Origin of the sequence: Vibrio sp. Of14-4, assembly GCF_022347625.1 — a bacterium.
GTDB lineage: Bacteria > Pseudomonadota > Gammaproteobacteria > Enterobacterales > Vibrionaceae > Vibrio > Vibrio pristinus.
Genome location: NZ_JAKRGI010000010.1, coordinates 172309 through 197924, shown reverse-complemented (window position 1 = coordinate 197924; position 25616 = coordinate 172309). Strand labels below are relative to the sequence as shown.

Genomic DNA, 25616 nt, shown 5'->3' with positions numbered 1-25616 from the left:
CGGAATATCAGGCAGACAGAAACGAGACTGTCTGTTATGAAGAATGTTAGCTTTTCCATGGAGGTTAAAGTTAAGTGGAATTAATCAAATATCTAAATAAATACTTTTTTACAAAACAAGAGCTGCTTGATATTACAAAAATCACAGAACAGGCCCTATTAAAATACCAAATAGATTGCGTGATGCCCAAATGCTCTTATAAATTAAACCTAAACATGAAAAGTGATTCATTTTTTGGCTTACATCACGATGAGCAAGAAATAGAGTATTACGCTAAAGGATATTCGTCTTGGTTAGCTATAGCTCAATCACTGAATTCAACAGAAGCCATTTATTCAGTATTTGCTAACCGTTATAAAATTGCTATCGAAAGTCTTAAAGAGCAAGGATATTCTTCTACCAACCCTAAAGTCACCTCAGAGCTAAATGAACATATTAACGAACAGTGGAGCTATTTTTTAAATGGAACTTATGGTTTATGTACTAAATCAGGGTTACCGGAAGATATAGCTGCTAAAGAATTTTCAATACTCATAATCAATGAGTTATCAGAACACAATGAGTTGACTCCTGAGCAACTTAATAGGCTAAATTTAGCTGTTGACCTTTTAGATTCAGCTAGCTCACTATTTGCCCCGCACGAGAGGCTTAAAAGCTCTCGTCATCGTTTGGTAAATGAAATTCGCCACAAATATCAATTAAAAAGCTCATAAGGTTACTAAAAAGGACGAAAAACGCTTAACGCCCTAACCTCAAGCCAGTTTAGTGGCTATGGCACAATGGTTTAGATAAGGCGTTAGCCCTAAGGAGGAATAGATGAAAAGTGTAGTATCAGTTAGTAAAAGTGCGGAGCATACTTTTTCTAAATCAGTGGAGGAATCAATTCTATTGATAGAAGGGGAGGGTGTTGAAGGAGATGCTCACAGAGGCAAAACTGTAAAGCACCGTTCGAGAGTAAAAGTCGATCCAACACAACCGAATCTAAGACAAGTACACCTGCTTCATAGCGAGTTGTTTCAGGATCTTTCTGCTAAGGGATTTGACGTTGGCCCCGCTTGTCTTGGTGAAAACATTACGACTTTAGGTATTGATTTGCTCTCTTTACCAAAAAACAGTGTTCTCAAATTCTCTGGTGGCGCTGAAGTATTGGTCACCGGTCTCCGCAACCCATGTCCACAAATAGAAGAATACCAGACAGGTCTTCTGTCTGAGGTATTAGGAAGGGATGATTCGGGTAAGGTAGTTCGTAAAGCTGGAATAATGGGTGTAGTAAAGGCTGGAGGCTGGGTATCACCAGGGGACGGCATTGAAGTTGAGTTACCCCCTAAACCGTATGAACCCCTCCAAAGGGTTTAAGGGCATAAAAACGTTTAGGGCAGATTCGCAACGCTCGCATTCCGAGTTTGAGTCGACTTTAGTGTTTACAGCACAATGCTTTAGGTCGCAGCGCTGCTCACCTCTTAACAAGGCGCTATATATTTTCAGCAATTTAGGAGTAATTTAATGTCATACGCAGAGACTAACTGCTTATGTGGCTGTAAAAATCACAGCAGAAAGCATCAACCCTAATTTTACAGTTTGTCATTGTCAGTCATGCCGAACTTGGGGTGGGGCACCATTTTTCGCAGTTAAATGCGGAACACAAGTGAAAATCGAGGGTGAAAACAAAGTTAAAATGTACAAGTAATCTTCTTGGGCTTCCCGCGGTTTCTGTACTGAATGTGGCACTCATTTGTTTTACAAGTTCAAAGAAACGGGAGAATACAACATGCCCGTAGGCTTGTTTCCACAATTAGACGGTTTGAAAATGGACATGCAATACTTTAGCGATATGCGCCCAAGCTACTACTGCTTTGCCAATGAAACTAGGGAAATGACTACAGAAGAAATCATGGCTTACTTTGCAGATAAGATTTAAATAGGATGAGTAGACTTGAATTAAGATCTATCAATAAATTTATAGTTTACGACGCAAAATAGCTGGCGTTACTTACACCATAAATGGGTGATAAGCGCTGAATTAGGAATAGAATACAGAAATATGTCGGAAAAATATATGATTAGAGCACTGGTATTATCTAGGAAAGCATTACCTGATTGTGTTCCTAATCCGCCAGTTGGTTGCGTCCTAGTCAAAGATCATCTCGTTGTATCTGAAGGTTTCACATAAGCCGTTGGTGGAAACCATGCTGAAGTAGAAGCGCTAAATGCTTACGAAGGTTCAATGGATGGTGTGACAGCTTACGTAACTTTAGAGCCTTACTCTTCTATTGGGCGAACACCTGCTTGTGCAGATGCGTTGGTTAATTCTGGAATAAAGCATGTTGTTATAGCATTAATTGACCCAGACGAACGTAATAGCGGCAAAGGTATCTCTATTCTCAAACAGCGGTATTGAAGTCGAAGTTGGGCTTTGTGAAGAGCAAGTTGCCAGTTTTCTTAAGCCATATTTAGGTAAGTCGTAACTTGATTAACCCTTGAAGTACATAATCGAAGAGGGCATTATTCGGGATTAACAATTGTAAAGCTAGCGTTTTTTCGGGGTGAAAGTGAGCGAGTATAACAAGCTATTTGAATGCTTAAGGCCTAATTTTGTCAGTAATCTCACTGCTATTCGAGAGGAAGAGCAAGGTATTCTGAAACTTAGTATCTGTACTAAAAGTCAATATATCGACCTTTACGGATTTGAAGAATTAGCCGATTCAGTAAGCGATTTATTGTTAGCAGAGAAAATAGTAATTTCTGAAGAACTTAATACCTACAAAGAGTTTGGAACAATTAGAATTGAGTGCTGGGTGGATGAGAGTTTCTCAGAATATTGGTGCGATCGCGCGAATATAGAATGAGCGTAGTAAGGAAAAATAAGCTTATGGCCAGTTGTAAGCCTTTCAAAGGTATTGCGTTTAACTTAGCTCAGTTCTGTATCAGTAGGAATAATGATTATCTTGGTTATTGGGCAATTGGGCAGCTTTATTCTTTTGCATCCCAGCGTGGTGTGAAGCAAATAACCTTTAATATTTTAAATCAAGAGATAGACCCAGAAAGTCATCAATTTTCACAGTTGAATGCGTTGTATATCGAACTGATTGCAAAAGTAGCTCATCGCAGTAAAGCAAGCTTTCAACGGTTAACGAATGCTGTTGTTATATTTAAATTTGATGTGGAATATCAGCACAAGCATCACTATTTGGGGAGTGATATAGGCAATCCATTTCTTTGTGTTGTTGAACTAACAAGTGATCTTGGCCGCATATATAAGGCGGAACTTGGTTGTAACATACAATTACATGACCCTGCTCGGGAGTCACGTCGTGGAAATTTTTAGCAAGTGTTTAATGAAAGTGTCCGATGAATAATCCCCCCAGAGAAATTGATGGGGCTAAGGTCATAGAGTGGGCTTGGTCCGGCGACAAGCCTTTTGGTTACATTCACTATGAGCACTGGGAAACTGAGCAAGACCAAAAATACAGCTCTATAAATGAAGCCAAATTGAACATACCATTACAATATCAATCAGTGAATGCTAAGTGGCAATCTCAAAAGTAAACACATAACAATGCGCTCAAGCAAAGGACGCAATGAATTGTGCCGCTTAGCTTAAGCGTTAGAACTTTCAAGGGAACATATAAATGCAAGTAAATGAATGCATCTCTTTCATTATGCTCAACGATTTACAGGTACTGCTAGAAAAACGCAGTGAGCAAAAGGAAACGGATCCCGGTTTGATCACTATACCTGGTGGCCACATTGAATATGGTGAAACTCAAGTTGAGGCGTTGTTCCGCGAGCTAAATGAAGAGCTCAATGTTGTTCCAACTGATTACAAATATTTATGCTCCCTTTACCATCCAACGAAAGAGCTGCAGTTGATCCATTATTTCATTGTTAGCGCTTGGACTGGTGATATTACGGCTCAAGAGGCTGACGAAGTTAAGTGGTATTCATTGAATGTGAATCAAGTCGGAATTGCTGCTGACAGTATTGCTTTGAAAGAAGTAGAGCTGGTTAGTCGCTACCTTTGAATACAGTTCTAACAAACAATTTAAGCAGATTCACAACGCTCGGTATTTTGGGTTTGAATCGGCTTTAGTCTTTACGATACAATAGCTTAGGCAGGTGGTAGTGTTGCTCACTACTTAACGTGGTGTTAGGCATATTAATTCATCAGGAGTAGAAGTGAAGTTCAGACAGGCTGCCTTCAAAGATATAGATATGATGGCTGAAATAAGGCTCTCAGTGGTTGAAAATGCTCTATCAGACCCAAGTAAAATCACACGGAAAATGTATGAGGACTATCTTGATAGACGAGGTAGAGGTTGGGTGTGTGAATTGGATAAAAAGGTTGTTGGGTTTTCATATGCTGATAGAGAAGTCAATTCTATTTGGGCGCTTTTTGTTTTACCTGAATATGAAGGTATTGGTGTAGGTAAAGGTTTGATTCAACTGGCTACTTGTTGGCTTTTTGATCTTGGAGCGAAAAAAGTTACTCTTGATACAGAAGCAAACACAAGAGCAGATATCTTTTATAAATCTCAAGGTTGGACTAGAGAGGGCATGAAAAATGAGCATGAAGTTACATACTCTTTATTGTGTGCTCATATGCCTAATAAGTGGATGAGTCGAGATTAACCATAGTTTGTAATTCTTAATTGCAAACGACGCAATAAAATTGCTAAATTATGCTCACAAATTATTCAGACGTTATGCGTAGCCCATAAAATCAAGCAATTAGAAGGAGTTAATGTTTATGATTACTTGTCACGTCAGGTATGTAATTGACCCAAAGAAGGTCGATGAGTTCGAAGAATACGCCAGAATGTGGATTCCACTTGTTGAGAAGTTTGGTGGTCAACACAATGGCTACTTTCTGCCATCTGAAGGCGCAAACAATGTAGCTTTGGCTCTTTTTACGTTTGAAAGTTTGTCAGCTTATGAAGACTATCGTACTAAGTCTCAAAATGATCCTGAATGTATTAAAGCTTTCGAGTTTGCCGATAGAGTGGACTGTATTATCAGCTATGAGCGCAGCTTTTTTAGACCAGTGTTGATTTAAAGAAGCTACGCATAACAAAGCTGTCAATTAGACAACCAACACTTGGCAGTTTTGGTTCACAGTTCGCGTGAGTGTTTGTACCACAATGAGCTAAGTATGTAGTAGCGTTATCTGCCCATTAACGCGGCGTTACTTTTCAATACTTCAACTAATCCGTTATATTCTAATTTAGTAATGTGGATGATACATTTTTCGGTAGACATTATGATTAGCTCGCTACTGTAATTGAGTAGGGAAATAATAACTTAAGCAGTACGAAGCTCTCTAGATATTACTCGATGTGCACTGGTCATTCTATGTGTCATGATAATTCCGCTTAGATGGTCAATTTCATGTTGCAGCAATTCGGAATCTTGCGGAGATAGATTTTCAAGAAATTTAATATCTCCATCTATTGTTTGATATTTAACCGTAATATGTTTCCATCGTTCAATCTCAACTGCAATTTCCGGTAGACTCATACAATCATCCCAAACCAGTTGAGTTTCGGTACTATGCCAAATTATCTCAGGATTTATTAAAACACTTGGTAAATGCGGTGTATTGATTGCTACTATACACTTCATTATTCCTATTTGAGGCGCAGCGATAGAACGTCCCCACTTGTAATGTTGTTGGAAAAGAACAAGAGCTTCACGTAGATGAATAATATTCTGATTCAGCTCTGAATCAGGGAAATCAACAGCATGGGTAGTGCTCTCTAGCCGAGGATCTCCAAATCTAAGTATTGATGCTAATGTTATTTCTGTTTCATGCATTTCTAAGAATCCTTTTTATGTCAATGGTGCCAATATTCGGGGTCACTCTCAAATATCGCTTTCAGTTATAATGGCCAATGGTAGTTGTTCGTCATCTAAATCGTTTATTAGTGCCGCCAATCCCGCAGCACCAGACGGTGTTGTACTGATCGAGAATTGTTGAGCAACCTTTGTGGCATTTAAGGCTTCTTGCTCAGTTATTGTTACAAAGCTATCTGCTTGATGAAATAAAATATCGAAAGCAAGAAGAGATGGCGCTTTACAGTCTAGTCTTCCCATGATGGAAACAGCCCCTTCAACGCTACAGACTTTTCCTTGTTGTGCACTTTCAGATAAGCAAGGAGCAAGGTCAGGTTCAACAACGATAATTTTAGGTTGTACTCGCCAGTTACTACGTATCATTAAACAAATTGAAGCCGCTAAACCTCCGACACCTGCCTGCAAATAAACGTGTGTAGGCCATGCATTCGTCCTATAAAACTCCTCTCGTAGCTCTTCTGCTATTACTGTATATCCTTCCATCACTAGTTGAGGGATTTCTGTGTATCCACACCAAGACGTATCTGCTAAGTGAATAGCATTTGATTCCTTTGCATCATGGATTGCTGCTTCGATGCTTTCCTCATATGTTGCTCCTGAGCGAATAACTTCGGCTCCTTTATTAATCAGACGATTAGCAAATTCATCAGGAACGTTTTTAGAAAGATGAACACGAGATCTGGCACCGACAGTTTGTGCGCCATGTGTGACAGCAAGGCCATGGTTACCAGCGCTTGCACAGACAAATGTCATGTGCTTCGTTACGCTCCGAACTTCTGGCTTAGAAAAATCGTCATAGGTAAGTACTTTTCCAACTTGCTTGGAAACGAGTTGTGTAACAGCATATGCCCCACCTAATATTTTAAAAGAACTTTCACCTAAGCGTTGCGTCTCATCCTTTATAAGTAAGCGCTGCCCCTTATAGGAGAACCCTCTCAATGGGGTAGCCTTATAGGTTAAGGATGATTCCAATAGCTTTTTAGGTCTTAGAAAATTTAGCATTTAACGTGAATTTGAATCAAATAATCAATAGTTAAATATTATTTGATGAAAGTGATATGAATTGGTCTTAATTCAATATATTTTGATAAAAATAATCATTTATTAGCTAATCGTTGGTATTTTTTATGGTTTTAGACAGAGCAGATATGCATATCTTAGGTGCTATGCAAGAAAATGCGCGTATTGGACTTGAAGCTTTATCTGAAATAGCTTCTCTTTCTGTTGCATCTACACAGAGAAGATTAAAGCGTCTACGAGATGAAGGTGTCATTGTTAAAGACATATCAATCTTAAATCCCGATCAACTTGGGCAATCGATGAGCTTTGTTGTGATGGTTGAAATGGAAAGAGAAAGACCAGACCAAATTGATGCTTTTGCTAGAATTGCTCTGTCAGATCCTCAAGTACAGCAATGCTATTACATTACAGGCGAGGCAGATTTTTGTCTGATTTGTACGTCGAAAGACATGAAAGAGTTTGAATTACTAACTTATCGACTCTTCTTTAACAACAATAACGTGCGTCGTTTTAAAACATCTGTTGTGATGGGAAGAAAGAAAGTCGGGCTTAGCATTGATACAACGGTGAGATAGTACTTTGAATCGACCAAGTATTGCTCCCTAGCATAACGTGCCACGTCAAAAAGTGATAACAGGCTGGCTCGTTTCTATGTGATGGAGAAATAAAAAATTCGATATATATTCTTTAATTTTAGTGGGTTATGATAGGTTGGTTGTAGGTTAGGCTGGCGGGAAAACAAGCCTGTCTGTTATTAACAATGTGAGGTTATTATAAAATCTGATAAATATGTCAAAAAACTATTCTTAGATGCGGGTTGGTTTGAAGACCGTAAAATAAAAATTAAGTTGCCTCTTTTCGGTTCAATCAATGCTGCTCATAAGAATGCGAATATTGTTCTCGCTCAATTTGGTGGTCTAGAAGTCGGTGAAGTTTGCGCTGGTCGTGAACTATCTGCGAGTGATATATCTTTCGGAACTGAAGCATTTGACTTTGGTGGTGAGTTTCATAGTTACTGGTCCAATTTAAATACCTCATTATATTCGTTTGCATCGGCTCATCATGATCACATGTTGTTGTTAGTTGACGAAAATAATGTTTTTTATATATTCACAGATCCGGATGAACAGTTATATAAAATCGGTATTTTTGAAGAAACCATAAAAAGGGTACTGCTGGGCATTAATTACGGGGTGGCACTTGAAAAAGCCTAACAAGGCCAGTCAACTGGACCTCGTTTAACCTGGCCGCTGAGGTGTTATGCCCCCAAGGGGAAATATAAAATTGTTTGAAAATCATTTAAAAAGAACAAAGTTCTTACTGTTTTTGCAGGGTATATCTGTTGCAGTTACTCTGTCTCTACTATTTACCTTGCTTGCCCAAGTAAATCAATTGGGCGCTTCGAGTCTTTTTCTCGCACTTGCAATCGTTTTAGTGATGCTAAGCTTGAACTTGTTTAGTTTTTACGGATTGTTAAAAAAGAAGTTTTGGGTATTTAAGTTAATGATCGCTCTTTACTTCATCCAGATGATAGGTATAGAAACGCCTAAGTTTTCCTTAGCCTTTTCTTCTGGAGTTGAAGTACCGATAAGTGTGAATGTTAATGGAGTAACAGTTTCTCTAAACTTACTGACAATCTTGGTGGTTTGGCTGTCGTATACGAGTCTTAACCTTTTGAAAAAGATCTAACAAATTGTTCAAAAGTAATTCGCAGCGCGTGGCATTTTTACTATGCGTTGGTTTTAGTGTTTAAGGTAGTATGAGGCGGCTTCGGTATTACATTGTATACACTTTAGTAGGGCGTTATGTTTTTGTGGAATTACCAGTTATAAAGTAGATGTTAATGAAAAATACAGAATTAGAAGGCGATATCAATAATCTATATGAGCAAGTTGAAAAGTACACCGCTTTTAAGTGGAGGCTTTATCGGAGAAATTATTGGGTCAATGTTATTTTGATAATTGTATCGATTGTGGTGTCAGTCTTAGTTACGGTTGTTGGTCTATTCGGAAAAAGTGAGCTATCTCCATTTTTAGGTGCCTTACTAACAATTATAATTTCATTACAGGCAGCTTTTAACTTTTCAGATAGAGCCGATTTTTACCTGAACATTCATACTGAAGCTAAAGCTTTACGAGATAATGTAAAGTACAAGGTTAAAAGTCAGGACGATCTTTTTGAATCTGTCGATGCTCTAGGAGCTTTAAGGAAAAAAGCAACAGTTGAGTTGCCAAAAGGTAGAGGAATGAAGGCAGTAAAAACATAATAAAGCAATTTAAGAGTGATTAACAGCGCTTGGCACTTTTACTTCTAGTTAAAATTTAGTGTTTATGGCACAATATTTTAGGTTGGGTGGTGGCGTTGTTCACCCCTTAATTGGGCGTTAGGCATTTCAGGAATAGTTTATGTATTCAGAACTAGAAAGAAATATACCAGGGCACGCAAATTGGGAAGGCTCTTTTTATGAGAGGCTCTCAGAATATGGGGAATGGGACTCAGAAACATTTTGGGTACTTCATTCAGAGTTACTCGATATTGCTAAAAAACAAGATTTACATTCCCCGGTAATTCGTGAATTGGCATATATGCTTCTATATATCCAACAACGAGTTCTCAATTTAATTTCAGCGCATTTTGCAGAAAATGATTTTTTTGAAATTAGTAATATCGATACTGAGCAGCTTTATGAGTTTAGAGAACGATTCGAAATGGCAATATTAGGTACAATAACGGGTAAGGTGTTGCCAGAGACATCATTTGACTTGGTTAACCCATTAATAAACAATGCCTAACAAGTTGCTGCACTCAGAAAATTACTCGCTACGCTCGTAATTTTCCGTTGAGTAAAGCGTTATGAGCTAGAAGGAAATTTCACATGGAATACATCATCAGATCTGCTTCAGAATCGGATGCGGTTGGTATAAATATCTAGCTGAAAACCAAAAAATATACATAGAGTTTGTTAAAAGCTTGTACGATCGAGTTTACGGCAAAGCCAACAATTTGTTTGAGAGGGGGCGAGGGTGATATGAGTATCTTTCCAAAAATGAGGCAGCCAGAAGGAAGTCTGTATTGCGGGCCTTATTGTATTGTTGCATGTTTAAAAAGGTTGAATAAGCTACCTCTTACTTCGTCTATTGAGCTACATAAATATGATGCAAAAAAGGTCGCATTTACGGGCTCTTCTATTGAAATTAGTGATTCAGAGGAATTAAAAGACTTGGCTTTGGAACTCTACAAAGTCACGGGAATAATTACTCCCGGCGAGAACCCAGATTACATAGAACATTCTGGCTATAATTCATTAGGAGCGATGCTGTATGTTCTTCGTCAATTTGGTTTGGAGTGTGAAGTTATTATTAGAGATGAGCAAACCAATGAATATTTGCATCGAGCTTTCCCTATCGAATTTGAACTAATTGAAAAATTAGGTATTTCTACAAAAACGTTGGCGCTGGGCAAGTCTACACCAGACAAAACAATGTTAATATCAGTTATCTCGGTAAATGATTCGTTACATTACATACTCAATGATGCGCAAGGTTACTGGTTTGACTCACATATTGCCGAGGGCAATGCTGCGTGGGATTTCATCGAGAATTGGCACTCTACCGCTAATAAGCGTGAAGGAGCATCTTGGTTAGGTGTATCAATACGAGTTAAGTACTGAACACATAATAAAAATACCCAATTAAAACTCTTTTCTGTTCTTTTTACAGTATCATTTGGCGTTCCCTGATATAAAAGGGAATGATGAAGAACTTTGCTCTCTTTCACTGGTATAACAAGCAAAACGTGGTAATGAACACGAATAAAACGTTAGGTTTAAAAAACCATAAAGGAATATTACGATGATAATTGATCACATTGGATTTTCAGTATCTGACTTTGAAAAAAGTAATGAATTTTATTCTAAAGCTTTGGCCCCCTTGGGCATTGATAAAATAGTGGAGCTTGAAGATGCAAGTGGTTTCGGAAAGAATGGAAAAGCAGAATTTTGGCTTGGAAAAGGTAATCTACCACAACCTCCCTTACATGTTGCTTTTGCTGCTGACAATCGAAAACAGGTAGACCAGTTTTATGAAGCTGCCATGGCCTCTGGTGGAAAAGATAATGGCTCACCAGGTATAAGAGAACAATATCATCCCAATTATTATGGAGCATTTGTTATTGATCCAGATGGCCATAATATTGAAGCAGTATGTCACCGCACAGAGTGATGCTTAACAATACGCACATTTAATACTAATTTGTAATAATAAGAGGAATTAAAATGTTTGAACTGGTAGATGGAGTTATTTCTATCATTGGTGGTATTTGGTGTTACCTAGTTGCAACTGGAAAACTTAAAGTAGGTAAATCTCAAGATGACTCAACTAGTTGGCTAAATCGCAATAGAAGACTACTAAAGATCGCTGGTCCATTACTGATTGTTTTTGGTATTTTTAGGTTGTTTCAAGTTCTCTTTACCTCCTAAATATAGCGCGCTGCAATAGTAAAAGTGTTAATACAATCAATAGGGACAAGCCTTTATTTTCTAGTCAAAATAGCCACCTAGAAAGAGGTGGCATTGTTAATACTAGGTTATATGATGTAAAGCAGTTACTTTTTACAACTCAAGTGAAAAGGCAGAACTAATAACGTAATGATAAGGCCATAAAATAGAGGTAATAGTGCAACGCTCAACCCTACAAATACTGCCTCTGAATCAGAATAAGCATTCCCTAGAGTTTGTATAACGCCAATAACTACACCCAAGATACTACTAACAATGGCCGTAAATAAAGCGCAACTCAGTGCTGTAGTACGTGACTTTTGATAACCTACACCCGTAGCAAATAAAGTTGGTACCACGACAATAAGCAGACTGGTTAAATCGATAAATTGAACAGGGTCGCCTAAAGATGCTACATCGTTAACAACCAATATCGTTGCGACGACAAAACTAACATGTATTAGCCATTTGATCATGTTTATCACCAATAACCGAACATAATTGAATTTGGGCCTCGTGGTAATTTAAGCATTAATTCTTTGTCTTGCATGTAACGCCGCGCAAAGTTGCGCTGCTTTGCACCAGCAGATGTTAAATCACTTATCGCCTCGATGAGCCTTTGTACCTGCGGATCACTTATTGGAGTCCCTCGTTCCAGTGCTTCACGTAAACCTTATATCATTTATTAGCATCTTGTTTGCCAGATACACGCCCATAAATCTGCTCAGCAGCAGATGAAAGAAGAGAATTCGCCGACATAAAACCTCACAATATTTGTGATTCTTAAATAGGATAACTCTCAATATATCAGATAATTAAGTAAGGAATCGAAGTTCAGTTACATCAATTATAAGCTTGATTTCATAACTGAGAGATTAAGCCCAATTTTCCAATTTAGTAAGACCGCGCAAACACTTCAGTCTAGTAATCTCGGGAGCGTGCGGTTAATTCTTAGGGGGCTGTGTTGGTGGTGAAGGACTTCTAGCACCACTTGCGACTCATGCTATAGAGTCACAAGTGCTATTGGAAAAAGGCTAGGCGGCGACCTTATCGGCGATAAGCTCTGCCGTTTGAGCTAATACCCTGCAGCACTGTGCAAGCGCTTGTTTCTCATTGGTTGTGAGCTGCTCACCGTTCGATGGCACGGCTGATCTTTGCACTATTTCTACCCAGCGTTTTAGTTCATTTAAGTCGTTCATTGTAAACTCCCTTAAGGTGAAAGTTGTAGGATATTTCAGCACTGTAAACTAATCTGTTTATGGTGAAATTAATTTGGTATTTTTGTTTTTCTACTTTTCACGGCTAAATGAAAACTAGTTACATCAATAATCCTACCTGACGTTTTTGTGAATAATTTTAATTTTTGTTTTGCTTAACTAACGGGTGAGTACTTTGACAAACTAGGGGCATTTTTAAAATAGAAAATTTCACAAAATAACTTTATGTCCAATAAATGCGACAACATATCGCTCATCAATAGTTGTAAGCATAACTAAACTTGTAAAAAACCACTATTTATCAATGCATTATAACGATTGTGGACTTGTGAGATGGCTATGTTTTTCTTTACAGTATGGCCAACTAGGAGTGGTCGTCTATTTACTAATATGTTATTTATTCGGCTTGCGCTAATTTTGACATTTAAATTATTAATAATTTCTCTGTATTATAAATGCACTAATTTATCTCATGACGACTTGATAAACGGGTTTATTTTTATGCACGGATAGTTTGCGTATGTATTTTTTAAGCGATATCAATACACCTTCATATTCTGCCATTATGTTTTTTAATTGCCTACTTAGGTTACTCGTCGCCAATGTAATGAGAACAACAAAACATCTCATTTAGACATCCAACTCCGACTCTATTGTTGGTACCATGGTCCATTATATAGTTTACTATGTCATAAGTTTGTATAAGTTGGAGTATGAGTATGTACGACATACCTATTTTGAGTATTAAGGATAAGGTGTCTGAGATTGAATGGCAGACAAGAGTAGAGCTTGCAGCAGCTTATCGGCTTTTTGTTATGCATGGCTGGGACGATCTCATTCATACACATATATCGGCACGTATACCGGGAACAGAAGATTTACTGATTAATGCATTTGGCCTTTCGTTTGATGAAATCACTGCATCAAACTTGGTCAAAATTGATATTGATGGCAAAATTGTAGATCCACATACGCCTTTTAACATTAATCCAGCGGGCTTTACTATTCATAGCGCAGTCCATGAAGCCAGGCCTGACGACCAATGTGCTCTTCATGTCCATACAGACGCGACGGTTGCGATTGCCAGTTTAAAAGAAGGGCTCCTTCCATTAAGCCAATACTCAATGTTCGCATTGGCTTCCATAAGTTATCATGATTACGAAGGACTAGCGGTCAACCATGAAGAAAAGCTGCGTTTACAGGATGATCTTGGAGATGCCAATTTTATGCTATTGCGCAATCATGGTGCGCTGACTATGGGTAAGACCATTGGCGATGCATTTATGCATATGTACGATCTGACAAGAGCTTGTCAAATCCAGTTGCAGATTCAAGCAACGGGTCAGAAGTATCACATTGTCGACCAATCTATTGTTGATGGAATCAAAGCCCAAGCCAACGTAGTGCATTCTGGTTTAACTGGTGGTCAAAAGGCATGGCCTGCAATGATGAGAAGAGTAAAACAGCGTTACCCTGATTTTGATGTTTAGTTGTTTAATTATTTATAGTTGAGTTTGTTTCAATGAAAATCACCGAAATAGAAATTTTTGATATTCACTGTCCTAAAAGACCACCTTGGAATCCCGTATTTGTTCGTATTCATACTGATGAAGGGATTTCAGGTGTAGGGGAAGCTGGCCTTGCTTACGATTGGGGCCATAGTGCTGCTGCAGCCATGATCAAAGAAATTGCAGAAGCCGTGTTGATTGGCTTTGACCCTTTTAATACAGAGAAACTGTGGTCAAGGATGCTCAGAGAGAGCTTTTGGGGGTTAGGTGGTGGGCCTGTTTTGTATGCGGCCATGAGCGCGATTGACACGGCATTGTGGGACATCAAAGGCAAGGCACTTGGTTTACCTGTATATCAGCTTCTCGGCGGCAAAACCAATGACAAGCTACGCACTTATGCAAGCCAATTACAATTTGATTGGGATAAAGAATGTAATAAGCTTATTCAACCTGCAGAGTACGCTGAAGCAGCGCTTAAAGCTGTAGCGGAAGGCTATGATGCGGTTAAAGTTGATCCTATTGTTTATGACCAAAATGGCGAATCATCTTTCGACCGGACTAAACTTTTCACTCAGCCACAAATGCGCCTATTTGGTGACCGTTTGAGAGCGATTAGAGATGCAGTAGGCCCAGATGTCGACATCATTTTTGAATCTCATTCATTGATGGGCGCGGCATCTGCAATTCAAATGGGAGAGGTTGTCGAAGAGGTCGGTTGTATGATGTACGAAGAGCCGGTCAATTACCTAAATTCTGCCATTCACAAGAAAGTATCTGAAAGAGTTAATGTGCCAATCGCTGGGGGAGAGCGCTTGTATCACCGTTGGGATGTGAGGCCATACTTTGAAGATCAAAGTATCGATGTATTGCAACCTGATGTTGGGCTATGCGGTGGCTTTACTGAAGCTAAAAAAGTTTGCGATTATGCGGATGTCTACGACATTAGAATACAAGCACATGTTTGTGGTGGGCCAGTTGCAACAGCTGCGTCGCTTCACTTGGAAACCGCAATCCCTAACTTTTTAATTCATGAACATCATACTTACGCGATTAAAGATTGGAATCGAGAGCTTTGCATTCAAGATCCTCAGCCAAAAGATGGCTTTTTCCAAGCACCAGACACTCCCGGAATTGGTATTGAACTAAATGATGAGGTAATCAAGCGATCACCTCATGTTTCGGTAAAATAACGGCTTAGAATTTATACCATTGGCAGGCATTATCATACATTAATGCCTGCGCATTTTCCTTGGATATGCCTAAAACGCTTCCCCAATAAAAGTCATAACTCTTTGAAAATAGGCACAAAGGGAAATTGCTTGCCAACATCACTCTGTCATGGCCAAACGCTTCTAGGCACTCAGCAATAACTTGAGTGACCCAGTCCATACCATAGTTTCTGCTTTTCATTTCCCAGCCTGAGCATTTCACTGCTACATTTGGATACTTCGCGATAGACTTAATGTTGTTTTGCCAGACTTTCCAGCTTGGTTCATGAGGTAATGATGGAAAACCAGCGTGGTTGATGATGATTTTAAGGTGAGGCAAAGAGCTCATATGAGTTAACAAAGCATCGACCGATGCTGTATCACAGAATAGCATTTGCAAATCAAAGGATAAATCGTGCTGTGCTAATTGCTCAAGGTTTTTGATGACCGCGGGGTTATTGAGCAAGTTAAGCGCTTCTTCATCAAAGATATGCCTTACACCAACAACTGAGGAGTACCGTTTTAGCTTGTTAATATCTTCTGTAAATAGTTCGGGAGAGCGAGTCAGATCAGCTGAAGCAACGGTTCTAAAAGGCAAGCTCTTATTTGATTCTAACCATTCAACTTCTCGCCAAAAATGTTGGTTATCATACCCAGCTTCAATATGTACATAGCCACTGAGTTCAAGCCCTTGGCTGACTTGCAGATCCTCTTGATTGAAGTTTTTAGCGATAAGAGGTTTATCAGACCAAAATGGCGGATTTGTCGGCTTGAGCCAGTGATAATCGCCTTTAGTCAGATCAAAAAAGTGTAGGTGAGGATCGATGAGTTTAAACATTGCTGAGTTTATCCTGTTGTGTAACCGCCATCGATTACTGGAGTAGTACCCGTGATAAATGATGCGTTATCGCTTGCAAGAAAAAGTGCATAGTGCGCAACCTCTTCAGGTTGTCCTAAACGTCCTAATGGTTGAAGCATTGCCTCACTCTTGTGGACTTCGTCTATGTCACAACCAGAAGCCTCGGAGTAACGCTCAATCGCTTTGTGGTATAGAGGTGTTTCAATGGTTCCGGGGCACAAAGCGTTTGCTCGGATATTGTATTTGGCGTAATCCAAAGCGGTGGTTTTGGCGAGGGAAGCCAGTGCAGCCTTGCTCATGTTGTAAGCAAAAGAATTAGGTTTAGCCACAAGTGCTTGCTCTGATGCGATGATAATAATAGATCCTGACTGCTGCTGTTTCATAGTCGGCAAAACAGCTTGTATAGCGGAGTATGCTCCCTTAACGTTAACATCAAATACTCGTTGTAAATCTAGCTCTGATGTGTTTTCTATATTAGCGGAAAAGTGCACGCCAGCACTTGTTATCAAGACATCAATTGAACCACTTTGAGCAATTTCATGGATGTGTTTCTGTACAGCTTCATGATTGGTGATATCACAAGGGAGGTGAATGCCTGCATCACTATGGGTGATATCTAAATTATAAACTTTGTAGCCGTTATCAACGAAAAGTGTCGCGATAGCTCGGCCAATTCCTGAGCTGCCACCTGTGATCACACACGTTCTTTTCATCTGCATTTCTCCGTTTGAAAACCACGACTTGAGCACATGGTTTTTAATTGTAATTTGTCAATATTGGTGAGTATGGGCCGATGCAGGCACAGGACGACAACGGAAATAGCGTTGTTAAATAACTCATCACTAATGACAATTCTATCATATCCCTTTGATAGTCCAATGATTAACTGAGTTAAAAGCGGGTGTTCCTAAACTTGTTGAACCAGAGTTTATCAATTGCACAAAAGTTACATTTAACCTCTGTGAATAAATACTTATGCCAACGAGTAAAATATCCTAGTTTCAATAAATTGCAGTCAATTCTGAGTTAAGTTTATTAGAGCTTTGTTAATCATAGAAGCAATTAACAAAAATTTTACACCATTTCTAATGCATGTCTCAGTAACCATTACCCTGGCTGACAAAGAGGAAAACATGAGACATCGTCGAACCTTATTAGATTAAGGTTTACAGTTTTTCTGCTCCTGTTATCTTTCGGTTCAATATATGGAAGTGCAGTGTTCTTGAGACCAAATGGTAGTCGTAAAGACTGAAGTTGAGTTGCTCTTTTTTGAGAGCAGTTAAGTGGTAAATAGTCAGCTATAGTGTTCAAGAGACGAAGCAAATAAGTGTTTTACCAAAGTGGAGCGGCGCAATGGGTGAGTTATTTATTATAGGAATTGATCTGTTTGCAGGGCTATTTACTCTCGTCGTTGGTGGCGGAGTGATTGCTGTTATTTACATGTATATTGTAGATAAACGCCAACATACCCACGCTATAAGACATAACTATCCGGTGATTGGTCGCTTTAGGTACTTGTTTGAAAAACAGGGTGAGTTTTTTAGGCAGTACTTTTTTGCGATGGATCGAGAAGAGATGCCTTTTAATCGAGCCGAGCGAAGCTGGGTTTATAAAGCCGCGAAAAATGTAGATAGAACAATAGCTTTTGGCTCTACACGTAATTTGGATGCGACAGGCACAATTATGTTCATGAACTGTGCTTTTCCTACTCTTGAAGAAGATGCGGTGTCTCCCGCTCCCGTAACTATTGGCCCCAACTGTCGAAACCCTTATGTCACTTCCTCAATCTTTAACATCTCAGCGATGAGTTTCGGAGCACTCTCAAAACCTGCCGTTAGGGCTTTATCAAAAGGTGCTCAGATGGCTGGATGTTGGCTAAACACAGGTGAAGGTGGTCTAAGTTCTTACCATTTGGAAGGGGGATGTGACCTAGTATTCCAAATAGGAACCGCGAAGTATGGTGTTCGAGATAGTTTGGGTAATCTATCCGATGAAAAGCTAATTGAAATAGCGTCACATGACAGCGTTAAAATGTTTGAGATTAAGATGAGTCAAGGAGCAAAGCCAGGAAAAGGGGGAATTTTGCCCGGTCGAAAAGTGACAGCTGAAATTGCAAAAATTAGAGGGATACCTGAGGGGCAAGATTCAATAAGCCCAAATGGGCACCCTGATGTTCGTAGTGTTAGTGATTTACTCGATATGATCGGTCGGGTTCGAGATGTGACGGGGAAGCCTGTTGGTTTTAAATCTGTAGTAGGTTCACAAGCATGGATTTATGACTTTTTTAATGAGATCGATAAACGCGGTCATGATAGCGCTCCTGATTTTATCACTATCGATAGTGCTGATGGTGGCACAGGTGCTGCCCCACAGCCACTTATGGATTATGTTGGTTTGCCTTTAAAGGAAAGCTTACCTATTGTGGTGAGTCTTCTTCATGAATATGGGCTTAGCTCCCGAATAAAAGTGATCGCGTCTGGCAAACTTATCACACCCTCTAAAGTGGCCTGGGCGCTTGCCTTGGGTGCCGATTTTGTTGTTTCAGCGCGAGGGCACATGCTTGCGCTGGGATGTATTCAAGCGTTGCAATGTAACAAAGACACTTGTCCGACAGGTATTACTACACATGACAAACGTCTTCAGCAAGGACTTAATGTTGGGGATAAAATGACTCGCGTTGCCAATTATAACAAATACATCCATTATGGAATTGGGTTGATTGCACACTCATGTGGATTAACCAATGCGAGAGGCTTAAAGCGAGAGCATATAAGAATAGTAAAAGAAGATGGCTTGTCCGTTGCTCTAGATGAACTCTACCGACATCATAAATAAGTTTTATACTACCTTCCCATAATTATTTTATTTCAAGGTTTAAAAATAACCATATTAATAGTGCGCTAAATACATAAGCTTTATTTTGTTGAATATGTTCAGGTTTTAGATATGTGCATTGTTTGTTATTGGCTTTGTGACATAATCCAACCCAATTCTATTCTGCGTTACAAATTGCACAGTTTTAGGATGAATCAACGGTATTCAAACCAATAAAGGAGTATGTTTTGTTTTGTGTTGAAGAGAAGGATTTCTGTGCACGAAATATTGAAGTCCATAGTGGTCTCGGGAAGCATTCACGTATGATTTGTGATGTGTTCAAGCCTGAAAACGACCTGCAACTTAAACAGTTTATTAAGCAAGCATTTATTAATAAACAACCATTTTATCCCATCAGTAAAGGAAATAATTGGGGATATGGGTACAACGCACCGGCGCAAGATGGGTGTGTTTTACTCGATCTTAGTAGGATGAATCGTATCCTAAGTTTTGATGAAGATCTTGGGGTCGTAGAAATTGAACCTGGTGTCACACAGGGCCAATTATCAGAGTATCTTAAGCATACTAATTGGGTTTTAGACTGCACAGGGGCAGGGCCTGATACCAGTATCGTTGGTAATGTATTAGAGCGAGGTTTCGGTCATGGACCTGTGGGTAATCGCAGTCGACATTTTACTATCAGCGAACTTATCTTACCGAGTGGTGAGGTCTTAGAACTCAGCCGCAGTGTACGTTACAACGGTAGGGCTGGTCTATCAGCTAACCTACATGAACTTTTTACGCAAAACAATCTTGCTGTAGTCAGTAAGATGAAGTTTGAATTAATGCTAAAGCCTGAAGCAAGCTTACGCTGCTTGGTTCGTTTGACGTCTTCGAAAGACCTACCTAAATACATCGAGATAATGCGTCAGCTCAAAGCGGAAGGGAGTATAGATGGCTTACCTCATTTAGGGAATCATTATCGTATGTTGACAATGATGGAACGTTTTAATTTTGATAAATGGAATCCATCTAAAGGCATTAGTGAAGACGACATTGATCCACTTTGTAAAAAGCATGGTATCACCCCTTGGTCCGGAGCCTTTCTTATTGCTGGCACCAAAAGTGTCGCGAAGGAAAAAGCCAAACGAGTAAAAAAATTATTAAAACCTATTGCGCGGGTCAACATCATTAGTTTCGATACACTTCGACACGTTAATTCTTTAGCGAATATAGCGGGAAGACTATTGGGGAATATTTCTTTATACCAACGTTTATCAAATAGCCTTAATGACTTTACACAAATGATGGATATGTTTGAGGGAAATCCTAAAGATCTTGCCCTGAAAGGTTGTTATTGGCGATATAATGGACAGATTCCAAAATCTATGGATCCAGTCCGTGATGGCGCTGGTTTTTTTTGGATTGCGCCATCTATCCCTATGGTTGGTGAAGAAATTGAAAAATGTATGCGCCTGTCAAAGCAAGCCTTTGATAAAGCGGGTTTTGAATTTGGTGTCACCATCACTGCTGTAAGCGCTCATATGTGCCAAGCAATAATTAGCATTTATTATGACGCGACTAATCCAAACGAAATAGAAAGGGCGACTGAGCTAAGACAAAAATTGAACGATCTCTATCGACGTTATCAATGGCCTTGTTACCGTCGAGCGGTCGATGAAATGCCTTTTACTAGTGATCAGGAGCTGGAACTTGATGCTTTAATTCTTCGCAATAAAATTAAAGTCGCTTTAGACCCTAATAATATTGTTGCACCAGGACGTTACCAAATGGGTGGGGCCATATAAGATGAATAAAAAACTCAAATCCATTAAAACGGATTCAGAATATGGCGAGTTTGCACTGAATTACAAAGCAATATCTGGAAACACAATCACAATTGAGGAGCTTCGTCGGCGAACACATGTTGAGGCGCTTTATGACCAAGACGGCAAAATGTGGGCTGGATATACTGTCAATTGTGAACACCCATTAGTCTATATTTCAGACCTTCCGCAAGAAATGGAGCAACATACGCTGTGTCATTCTGCCAATGAGGTGGTGGAAGGGGGAAGTCTCTGGGTGAAAAATGAGTTATCTGATTTTGACCGAGGCTATGTATTTCTAATTGCTAACTGGAAAGCATATACAACCAGAAAACGTTACTACATGGCAGGAGCTCGAAACTCGAAGGTAGCCAAACGGCAGAAGTTTATTTTTCCTAACGTATTGTTTGAAGGAAAGACAGATAAATTTGACTATTTGTGCGTTCTGTATTGCAGAAGAGAATATATATTTGTTCAGATAGCCCTAATTTTGTTGAGGTACTGGGTAATTCAACCAATAAAGCGACGACTAAATGGGGTTAAGGATCTCGCTATGAGCCTCGCCTCTAAGTTTTAGTGTCATAAGTCGTATCAGAATCTCCCAATACTGACTGGGAGATTCTGCACATATACTTATTGAGGGTTATCAATTCGTGACCAGAAACAACGTTTATTATTACTTCGTTTGTCAGTCATCCATGTATAACGACAGTTGTTGTCATAGCTATATCTTCCTACGTCAACCTTGTAAGGGCCAAGAGATAAATCTTGTAGCGACTGAAACCGGCCATTGAATAGGACCGAGAAATGCAGGTGTGGCCCTGTCGATGAGCCCCCCTGACAAAGGGCAATATTCTTTTGGCTTGCGTATGTACCTATTCTGTCATTCTTGCTAACCCAAGCTCCGTGTTGGATATCGATCCCATCCATATGATAGTAATTGGTCGCCCATCCATCAGGGTGTGTGACTCTTAGTTGGCACCGTGAAAATACTGACACATACCCTTCGTGTGCAGCTGTGACACTATAGGTCTGTCCTCCCCAACGTGGCCAATCATAAGAAACATCAATAGATGACAGTGGAAATCCTGAACCAGTATGTGAATGAGGTCCATTAGGGACCCAATTATAACCTGCTCTCCATGGCCATTGCATCTCAGGTTGAGCTGATTTTGTTCTACTCTGGTCAGAGCTAGGCTCACCAAACCACTCTTTATAAAAACTGACCCATTGTGGCCATAAAGCGCTAGATTTGAGTGAAGATGAAAGCGCAAAGCTTATTGCTTGATCATTAGATAAACTTTGGTTGATGGACTGATAAAAAACCTGCGAAAGGTAATTTGTTATCTGTTTAATATCAAGCTTATATCGTGATAACTCAGGATCACTTGGATTAGACTTGGGGTTCCAACCTGAAGTCATTGCTAGGGTGGTTAAGACAACTCTTGGGTCTATACCCATAGCGCCACTCCAATGCAGCAGATCTTCCTCAAGAAGATGCCACTCATTGTATTCTGAAAAGTACATTTGCATATTGAAAGGGTGTTCAATTGGTCTAAAAACGAAGCTATTTTCAGAGATAAAGGTTTGGTTATTGAGTGACTCTACCTTTGCTTTACCAATGTTTCCTATATCAATAGGGGGCATAAGCGAATGCGCTACGCTATTTGCACTCCAAAATAGGGCGAGTGTGAGTAGTATCGTTTTCATTGTTCTCTCCAGTCAACTGTATTGGGCAAGTCCTTACGACCACCTTCCTTGCTGACAGCAGATTTACACCAGAACCGCTTCTACTGTTGTCTATTTTGTCCGTATGACCTGCAACTTTACCGCAATAGGTGCGGCGCCTAATTATCTAATGAAAGTAATATATCTTTATCGATTAGCGCTAGTATTTAAACTGTGCAACAATCTTTTCGAGTTTATGGCTAACACTAGACACTTGTTCACTGCAGTGTACTGACCCTGACACAATATGGTGGGTATCACTGGCAAGATGCGCTATCTCGGTAATATTGCGGTCAATTTCAGCTGATACCATAGATTGTTGTTCTGAAGCTGTCGCAATTTGGGTGTTCATATCTGACATAGTATTGATACGAATAACCATGTCTTCTATGGCCTTAACAACATCACTAGCCGTTTCTTTTGTATGGCATGCTAAATCTATACTTGATGACATTTTTGTCGCTGTATCTTGTATACCTGACGCTAATTCTTGGATGGTTGATTCTATTTGATGAGTTGAATTGTTTGTCATTAGAGAAAGCTGCCTAACCTCATCGGCCACCACAGAAAACCCTCGACCATATTCGCCTGCGCGCGCGGCCTCTATTGCCGCATTTAGTGCAAGAAGATTTGTTTGTTCGGCAATGTTTTGAATGGCGGTAATGACTTGATTAATTTCTTTACTTTGCTCTGCTAGGTTTACTATTAAAGCCTGCGATTCTGAAATACTTGACGATAATGATTGCATACTTTTGCTGGTAGCAAGCGTAATTTCTAATGCTCCTTGTGCATCTTGCTTGATAGTTTCTGCGCTATTTGCGGCACACTCTATGTTGGCAGTGATTTCATTGCTTGTCATGACTAATTCATTAACGGCAGTAGCAACAGACTCAGATTGAATTTTTTGTTGTTCAGCGTTGTTCATGCTCTTAACAGCGTTCGTTTTTGAATTCTCAGAACTTTCTCCCAAGATGCTCATAACTTTAGCCACATCTTGAATATTTCCGTGCAACTTAGAAATAAATATATCAAAAGAATTAGCCAATTGAGCGAGTTCATCATTCCCTTTGGCATTCATCCGTACGGTGAGATCGCCATTTCCACTGGCGATTTCTTTCATTAAGATATTAATGGCATTAATGCGACTGAGAATGCTACGTCCGATAAAAAAAAGTAGTATAGATAGTATCGCTACTATAGCGCTGCCAAACACTAAAAGCTGAGTCCGTATTTGCTCAGATTTTAATTTAATTGCGTGACTTATTTCAGTTTGAAGTGACTTAATACCATTTTCAGCATTATGTACATTTTTTCGCAGTTGTGCTTTCAAACCTTCATCTGCGGAGTGACCTAGTTCTGTAGAGGCTGAGACTAATGCCTCTACATCTTGTTTATATTGATCGAACTCTGGTTTCAATGACGATGGAACATGTTCGCTAATGGCAAAGTTAGATACTGCTTTCAGTAGGTTATTACTACTCTCTGCAGTAGAGTCAGCAAGGTATCGATAATCTTTCTCTATCAGCTCCAGAAGCTCAACTTCTAAATAAAAGCTGTCATAACTAGATGCCGCGCTTTTTAATTTTTTCCTCGAATTTTCTAAGCGAGACCTATGGTTGTCCGAAGTTTCTATACCCTCAATACTGTTTACTTTATCCACGAGTAAGTGAAACTGTTGTTGATACCTATCTAAGGTTTCAATGATATTTGTGGTTTGCTTCTCTAGATGAAGGTTATGTAATTTCAATAAGCTATTTAGGTCAACTAGCCTTTGGGAGAGTGTATTAAATACGTCATCGAATCGTTTAGGGTACTTGTTCTCTTTTCTCGCTAGGAAATCTTTTTCATGACGTCGCAACGTTAACAAATCTACAGAAGCTTGTAAGTTTTCTGTTGCTGCATGTTCCAGAGACTCAAAGCTTGAAAAACTCGCATGTTCATAAAATGCATATAAGCCAACACAGGTTAACAAGGTGAGATTAATTAGAAGTAACTTGCCGCGAATTGATCTTGCAAAAGAAAATGGCTTCTTATTCGACCTAGACTTTTCCATTCGAGCTCTCCGTAGCCTCTGACATTTAATTATATGCATCTATTTTTATATTTAGTATGAACACTAAAGGAATAGCATCAAATGAGAACATTGCAAGTTATGCTCGAAAGACGATTCGAGCTAAGTAAAAGTGAATTAAGAAGCGCATAAATGGTACCAATCTCTTGGCGTAGGTTCACAGAAATGCAACCTAAATAAGGGATTTAGACTATGGTCTAAGTCCTTTGTATTATGAAGTGAAAGCTCAAGTGATAAGCTAAAGAATAGTTAAACACAGAGGATCTCCGGATGAATTTTCCCTATACAAATATCGTGATACTAACCGGGGCTGGAATCTCAGCAGAATCTGGGATTCAAACTTTCAGAGCTCAGGATGGCTTGTGGGAAGATCATCGAATTGAGGATGTTGCAACGCCTGAAGGGTTTGACCGTGATCCAGAATTGGTGCAGAAGTTTTATAACCAAAGGCGTGCAAAGCTACAAGAAGATTGGGTTAAACCTAACCCCGCTCATCTGGCTCTTGGGCGTTTAGAAAAAGAGTTAAAGGGCAGAGTAACAATCATCACGCAAAATATTGATAATCTTCACGAAAGAGCAGGAAATAAAAACATCATCCATATGCATGGTGAACTCTTAAAAGCAAGATGCAGTGGGTCGAATCAGACAGTTGAGGAAAAAGGGGACATTCATACTGGTGATTTATGTCATTGTTGTCAGTTTCCAGTTCAGCTCCGCCCACATATCGTTTGGTTTGGAGAAATGCCATTGAGAATGGCCGAGATATATGAGTCTCTAGAAAATGCAGATTTATTTATATCAATAGGTACTTCAGGGGTGGTTTATCCTGCGGCTGGTTTTGTTCATGAAGCAAGGGCAAACGGTGCCTATACGATGGAATTAAATCTAGAGCCAAGCGCTGTTGAAAGTGAGTTTGAAGAAAAACGTTATGGTAAGGCGAGTATAGAGGTGCCAAAGTTGGTTGATGAATTACTGAAAGCTGATGAGCTATAGATATAGTAACACTGAGTAAAAAAAGCG

At 39.5% G+C, this 25616-nt stretch carries 30 protein-coding genes and 2 pseudogenes; 24 read left to right on the top strand and 8 right to left on the bottom strand.

The genetic code is table 11. The features are described from left to right. Positions 1 to 74: 74 nt before the first annotated feature. The 10 genes and pseudogenes from MHN79_RS11970 (at position 75) to MHN79_RS11925 (ending at position 5053) form a co-directional block, all read left to right on the top strand. Positions 75 to 713, top strand: coding sequence for a DUF6058 family natural product biosynthesis protein (locus MHN79_RS11970; RefSeq protein WP_239173080.1), 639 nt, complete (start codon positions 75 to 77; stop codon positions 711 to 713). A gap of 103 nt (positions 714 to 816) precedes the next feature. Continuing rightward, positions 817 to 1356 carry an MOSC domain-containing protein gene (locus MHN79_RS11965; RefSeq protein ID WP_239173079.1) on the top strand — a complete coding sequence of 180 codons (540 nt, stop codon included), beginning with the start codon at positions 817 to 819 and terminating at the stop codon, positions 1354 to 1356. 147 nt (positions 1357 to 1503) lie between these two features. After that, positions 1504 to 1918 (top strand): annotated as a pseudogene (locus tag MHN79_RS11960) (GFA family protein). A 123-nt stretch (positions 1919 to 2041) separates the two neighbouring features. Next, a pseudogene (locus MHN79_RS11955) lies at positions 2042 to 2465 on the top strand (bifunctional diaminohydroxyphosphoribosylaminopyrimidine deaminase/5-amino-6-(5-phosphoribosylamino)uracil reductase RibD). An 84-nt stretch (positions 2466 to 2549) separates the two neighbouring features. Next, positions 2550 to 2846: a hypothetical protein gene (locus MHN79_RS11950; RefSeq protein WP_239173078.1), complete on the top strand. Its 297-nt coding sequence runs from the start codon at positions 2550 to 2552 to the stop codon at positions 2844 to 2846. A 23-nt stretch (positions 2847 to 2869) separates the two neighbouring features. Further along, on the top strand, positions 2870 to 3325 hold the full coding sequence (locus MHN79_RS11945; RefSeq protein WP_239173077.1) for a hypothetical protein: 456 nt from the start codon (positions 2870 to 2872) through the stop codon (positions 3323 to 3325). A gap of 23 nt (positions 3326 to 3348) precedes the next feature. After that, complete coding sequence (locus MHN79_RS11940) at positions 3349 to 3546, top strand: hypothetical protein (RefSeq protein WP_239173076.1); 198 nt, start codon at positions 3349 to 3351, stop codon at positions 3544 to 3546. An 83-nt stretch (positions 3547 to 3629) separates the two neighbouring features. Beyond that, entirely contained in the window at positions 3630 to 4022 is a 393-nt protein-coding gene (locus MHN79_RS11935) for an NUDIX domain-containing protein (RefSeq protein ID WP_239173075.1), read from the top strand. 190 nt (positions 4023 to 4212) lie between these two features. Beyond that, positions 4213 to 4629, top strand: a complete 417-nt coding sequence (locus MHN79_RS11930) for a GNAT family N-acetyltransferase (RefSeq protein WP_239173074.1) — start codon at positions 4213 to 4215, stop codon at positions 4627 to 4629. A 118-nt stretch (positions 4630 to 4747) separates the two neighbouring features. Continuing rightward, the gene (locus tag MHN79_RS11925; protein WP_152430456.1) at positions 4748 to 5053 is read left to right on the top strand and encodes an NIPSNAP family protein; all 306 of its coding nucleotides are present in this window, start codon (positions 4748 to 4750) and stop codon (positions 5051 to 5053) included. 245 nt (positions 5054 to 5298) lie between these two features. On the opposite strand, the gene MHN79_RS11920 is transcribed toward MHN79_RS11925, so the two are convergent. Together MHN79_RS11920 and MHN79_RS11915 are read right to left on the bottom strand one after the other, a co-directional pair. After that, a complete protein-coding gene (locus tag MHN79_RS11920) occupies positions 5299 to 5811 on the bottom strand; it encodes a peptide deformylase (RefSeq protein WP_239173073.1) in 513 nt (170 codons plus the stop codon). Positions 5812 to 5859: 48 nt separating this feature from the next. Then, complete coding sequence (locus tag MHN79_RS11915) at positions 5860 to 6852, bottom strand: pyridoxal-phosphate dependent enzyme (RefSeq protein WP_275436248.1); 993 nt, start codon at positions 6850 to 6852, stop codon at positions 5860 to 5862. A gap of 125 nt (positions 6853 to 6977) precedes the next feature. On the opposite strand from MHN79_RS11915, the gene MHN79_RS11910 reads away from it, so the two are divergent. The 8 genes from MHN79_RS11910 to MHN79_RS11875 all read left to right on the top strand — a co-directional run bounded on the left by MHN79_RS11910 (position 6978) and on the right by MHN79_RS11875 (position 11347). Continuing rightward, a complete protein-coding gene (locus MHN79_RS11910; protein WP_152430453.1) occupies positions 6978 to 7445 on the top strand; it encodes an Lrp/AsnC family transcriptional regulator in 468 nt (155 codons plus the stop codon). Positions 7446 to 7640: 195 nt separating this feature from the next. Continuing rightward, the gene (locus MHN79_RS11905) at positions 7641 to 8084 is read left to right on the top strand and encodes an SUKH-3 domain-containing protein (protein ID WP_343283929.1); all 444 of its coding nucleotides are present in this window, start codon (positions 7641 to 7643) and stop codon (positions 8082 to 8084) included. Between the two features lie 70 nt (positions 8085 to 8154). Continuing rightward, complete coding sequence (locus MHN79_RS11900; RefSeq protein ID WP_239173069.1) at positions 8155 to 8559, top strand: hypothetical protein; 405 nt, start codon at positions 8155 to 8157, stop codon at positions 8557 to 8559. 154 nt (positions 8560 to 8713) lie between these two features. Then, positions 8714 to 9136: a hypothetical protein gene (locus MHN79_RS11895; protein ID WP_239173068.1), complete on the top strand. Its 423-nt coding sequence runs from the start codon at positions 8714 to 8716 to the stop codon at positions 9134 to 9136. A 139-nt stretch (positions 9137 to 9275) separates the two neighbouring features. Further along, positions 9276 to 9662: an Imm41 family immunity protein gene (locus MHN79_RS11890; RefSeq protein ID WP_239173067.1), complete on the top strand. Its 387-nt coding sequence runs from the start codon at positions 9276 to 9278 to the stop codon at positions 9660 to 9662. A gap of 236 nt (positions 9663 to 9898) precedes the next feature. Then, the gene (locus MHN79_RS11885) at positions 9899 to 10540 is read left to right on the top strand and encodes a hypothetical protein (protein WP_239173066.1); all 642 of its coding nucleotides are present in this window, start codon (positions 9899 to 9901) and stop codon (positions 10538 to 10540) included. 181 nt (positions 10541 to 10721) lie between these two features. Beyond that, positions 10722 to 11090: a VOC family protein gene (locus MHN79_RS11880; RefSeq protein ID WP_239173065.1), complete on the top strand. Its 369-nt coding sequence runs from the start codon at positions 10722 to 10724 to the stop codon at positions 11088 to 11090. Between the two features lie 53 nt (positions 11091 to 11143). Then, positions 11144 to 11347 (top strand): hypothetical protein, encoded by a 204-nt coding sequence (locus MHN79_RS11875; protein ID WP_239173064.1) that lies wholly within the window; start codon positions 11144 to 11146, stop codon positions 11345 to 11347. Between the two features lie 125 nt (positions 11348 to 11472). Here the strand turns inward: MHN79_RS11875 and MHN79_RS11870 are convergent, their stop codons facing one another. Together MHN79_RS11870 and MHN79_RS11865 are read right to left on the bottom strand one after the other, a co-directional pair. Further along, positions 11473 to 11841, bottom strand: a complete 369-nt coding sequence (locus tag MHN79_RS11870; RefSeq protein ID WP_239173063.1) for a MotA/TolQ/ExbB proton channel family protein — start codon at positions 11839 to 11841, stop codon at positions 11473 to 11475. Positions 11842 to 12399: 558 nt separating this feature from the next. Further along, complete coding sequence (locus MHN79_RS11865; RefSeq protein ID WP_172971822.1) at positions 12400 to 12564, bottom strand: hypothetical protein; 165 nt, start codon at positions 12562 to 12564, stop codon at positions 12400 to 12402. A gap of 737 nt (positions 12565 to 13301) precedes the next feature. On the opposite strand from MHN79_RS11865, the gene MHN79_RS11860 reads away from it, so the two are divergent. Both MHN79_RS11860 and MHN79_RS11855 read left to right on the top strand, forming a co-directional pair. Beyond that, a complete protein-coding gene (locus MHN79_RS11860; protein WP_239173062.1) occupies positions 13302 to 14072 on the top strand; it encodes a class II aldolase/adducin family protein in 771 nt (256 codons plus the stop codon). A gap of 32 nt (positions 14073 to 14104) precedes the next feature. Beyond that, positions 14105 to 15280, top strand: coding sequence for a mandelate racemase/muconate lactonizing enzyme family protein (locus MHN79_RS11855; protein WP_239173061.1), 1176 nt, complete (start codon positions 14105 to 14107; stop codon positions 15278 to 15280). A gap of 4 nt (positions 15281 to 15284) precedes the next feature. On the opposite strand, the gene MHN79_RS11850 is transcribed toward MHN79_RS11855, so the two are convergent. Together MHN79_RS11850 and MHN79_RS11845 are read right to left on the bottom strand one after the other, a co-directional pair. Further along, the gene (locus MHN79_RS11850; protein ID WP_239173060.1) at positions 15285 to 16136 is read right to left on the bottom strand and encodes an amidohydrolase family protein; all 852 of its coding nucleotides are present in this window, start codon (positions 16134 to 16136) and stop codon (positions 15285 to 15287) included. Positions 16137 to 16144: 8 nt separating this feature from the next. Beyond that, positions 16145 to 16870: an SDR family oxidoreductase gene (locus MHN79_RS11845; RefSeq protein WP_239173059.1), complete on the bottom strand. Its 726-nt coding sequence runs from the start codon at positions 16868 to 16870 to the stop codon at positions 16145 to 16147. A 640-nt stretch (positions 16871 to 17510) separates the two neighbouring features. Here MHN79_RS11845 and MHN79_RS11840 point away from each other — a divergent pair. From MHN79_RS11840 to MHN79_RS11830, 3 genes are all read left to right on the top strand, one after another. Further along, complete coding sequence (locus tag MHN79_RS11840; RefSeq protein WP_239173058.1) at positions 17511 to 18992, top strand: FMN-binding glutamate synthase family protein; 1482 nt, start codon at positions 17511 to 17513, stop codon at positions 18990 to 18992. Positions 18993 to 19219: 227 nt separating this feature from the next. After that, positions 19220 to 20779, top strand: a complete 1560-nt coding sequence (locus tag MHN79_RS11835) for an FAD-dependent oxidoreductase (protein ID WP_239173057.1) — start codon at positions 19220 to 19222, stop codon at positions 20777 to 20779. Position 20780: 1 nt separating this feature from the next. After that, positions 20781 to 21374 (top strand): hypothetical protein, encoded by a 594-nt coding sequence (locus tag MHN79_RS11830; RefSeq protein WP_239173056.1) that lies wholly within the window; start codon positions 20781 to 20783, stop codon positions 21372 to 21374. A 56-nt stretch (positions 21375 to 21430) separates the two neighbouring features. Here the strand turns inward: MHN79_RS11830 and MHN79_RS11825 are convergent, their stop codons facing one another. Together MHN79_RS11825 and MHN79_RS11820 are read right to left on the bottom strand one after the other, a co-directional pair. Then, positions 21431 to 22507, bottom strand: a complete 1077-nt coding sequence (locus tag MHN79_RS11825; RefSeq protein ID WP_239173055.1) for a M23 family metallopeptidase — start codon at positions 22505 to 22507, stop codon at positions 21431 to 21433. 178 nt (positions 22508 to 22685) lie between these two features. Beyond that, positions 22686 to 24578, bottom strand: coding sequence for a methyl-accepting chemotaxis protein (locus MHN79_RS11820; protein ID WP_239173054.1), 1893 nt, complete (start codon positions 24576 to 24578; stop codon positions 22686 to 22688). A gap of 288 nt (positions 24579 to 24866) precedes the next feature. On the opposite strand from MHN79_RS11820, the gene cobB reads away from it, so the two are divergent. Then, complete coding sequence (cobB, locus tag MHN79_RS11815; RefSeq protein ID WP_239173053.1) at positions 24867 to 25589, top strand: Sir2 family NAD+-dependent deacetylase; 723 nt, start codon at positions 24867 to 24869, stop codon at positions 25587 to 25589. Positions 25590 to 25616 lie beyond the last annotated feature (27 nt).

Coding starts and splice junctions, on each gene's coding strand:
- MHN79_RS11830 (WP_239173056.1), top strand. CDS start 20,781: ATGAATAAAAAACTCAAATCCATTAAAACGGATTCAGAATATGGCGAG.
- MHN79_RS11930 (WP_239173074.1), top strand. CDS start 4,213: ATGATGGCTGAAATAAGGCTCTCAGTGGTTGAAAATGCTCTATCAGAC.
- MHN79_RS11840 (WP_239173058.1), top strand. CDS start 17,511: ATGGGTGAGTTATTTATTATAGGAATTGATCTGTTTGCAGGGCTATTT.
- MHN79_RS11885 (WP_239173066.1), top strand. CDS start 9,899: ATGAGTATCTTTCCAAAAATGAGGCAGCCAGAAGGAAGTCTGTATTGC.
- MHN79_RS11935 (WP_239173075.1), top strand. CDS start 3,630: ATGCAAGTAAATGAATGCATCTCTTTCATTATGCTCAACGATTTACAG.
- MHN79_RS11895 (WP_239173068.1), top strand. CDS start 8,714: ATGAAAAATACAGAATTAGAAGGCGATATCAATAATCTATATGAGCAA.
- MHN79_RS11850 (WP_239173060.1), bottom strand. CDS start 16,136: ATGTTTAAACTCATCGATCCTCACCTACACTTTTTTGATCTGACTAAA.
- MHN79_RS11910 (WP_152430453.1), top strand. CDS start 6,978: ATGGTTTTAGACAGAGCAGATATGCATATCTTAGGTGCTATGCAAGAA.
- MHN79_RS11880 (WP_239173065.1), top strand. CDS start 10,722: ATGATAATTGATCACATTGGATTTTCAGTATCTGACTTTGAAAAAAGT.
- MHN79_RS11915 (WP_275436248.1), bottom strand. CDS start 6,852: ATGCTAAATTTTCTAAGACCTAAAAAGCTATTGGAATCATCCTTAACC.
- cobB (WP_239173053.1), top strand. CDS start 24,867: ATGAATTTTCCCTATACAAATATCGTGATACTAACCGGGGCTGGAATC.
- MHN79_RS11875 (WP_239173064.1), top strand. CDS start 11,144: ATGTTTGAACTGGTAGATGGAGTTATTTCTATCATTGGTGGTATTTGG.
- MHN79_RS11860 (WP_239173062.1), top strand. CDS start 13,302: ATGTACGACATACCTATTTTGAGTATTAAGGATAAGGTGTCTGAGATT.
- MHN79_RS11845 (WP_239173059.1), bottom strand. CDS start 16,870: ATGAAAAGAACGTGTGTGATCACAGGTGGCAGCTCAGGAATTGGCCGA.
- MHN79_RS11825 (WP_239173055.1), bottom strand. CDS start 22,507: ATGAAAACGATACTACTCACACTCGCCCTATTTTGGAGTGCAAATAGC.
- MHN79_RS11870 (WP_239173063.1), bottom strand. CDS start 11,841: ATGATCAAATGGCTAATACATGTTAGTTTTGTCGTCGCAACGATATTG.
- MHN79_RS11820 (WP_239173054.1), bottom strand. CDS start 24,578: ATGGAAAAGTCTAGGTCGAATAAGAAGCCATTTTCTTTTGCAAGATCA.
- MHN79_RS11945 (WP_239173077.1), top strand. CDS start 2,870: ATGGCCAGTTGTAAGCCTTTCAAAGGTATTGCGTTTAACTTAGCTCAG.
- MHN79_RS11925 (WP_152430456.1), top strand. CDS start 4,748: ATGATTACTTGTCACGTCAGGTATGTAATTGACCCAAAGAAGGTCGAT.
- MHN79_RS11890 (WP_239173067.1), top strand. CDS start 9,276: ATGTATTCAGAACTAGAAAGAAATATACCAGGGCACGCAAATTGGGAA.
- MHN79_RS11855 (WP_239173061.1), top strand. CDS start 14,105: ATGAAAATCACCGAAATAGAAATTTTTGATATTCACTGTCCTAAAAGA.
- MHN79_RS11920 (WP_239173073.1), bottom strand. CDS start 5,811: ATGCATGAAACAGAAATAACATTAGCATCAATACTTAGATTTGGAGAT.
- MHN79_RS11940 (WP_239173076.1), top strand. CDS start 3,349: ATGAATAATCCCCCCAGAGAAATTGATGGGGCTAAGGTCATAGAGTGG.
- MHN79_RS11865 (WP_172971822.1), bottom strand. CDS start 12,564: ATGAACGACTTAAATGAACTAAAACGCTGGGTAGAAATAGTGCAAAGA.
- MHN79_RS11965 (WP_239173079.1), top strand. CDS start 817: ATGAAAAGTGTAGTATCAGTTAGTAAAAGTGCGGAGCATACTTTTTCT.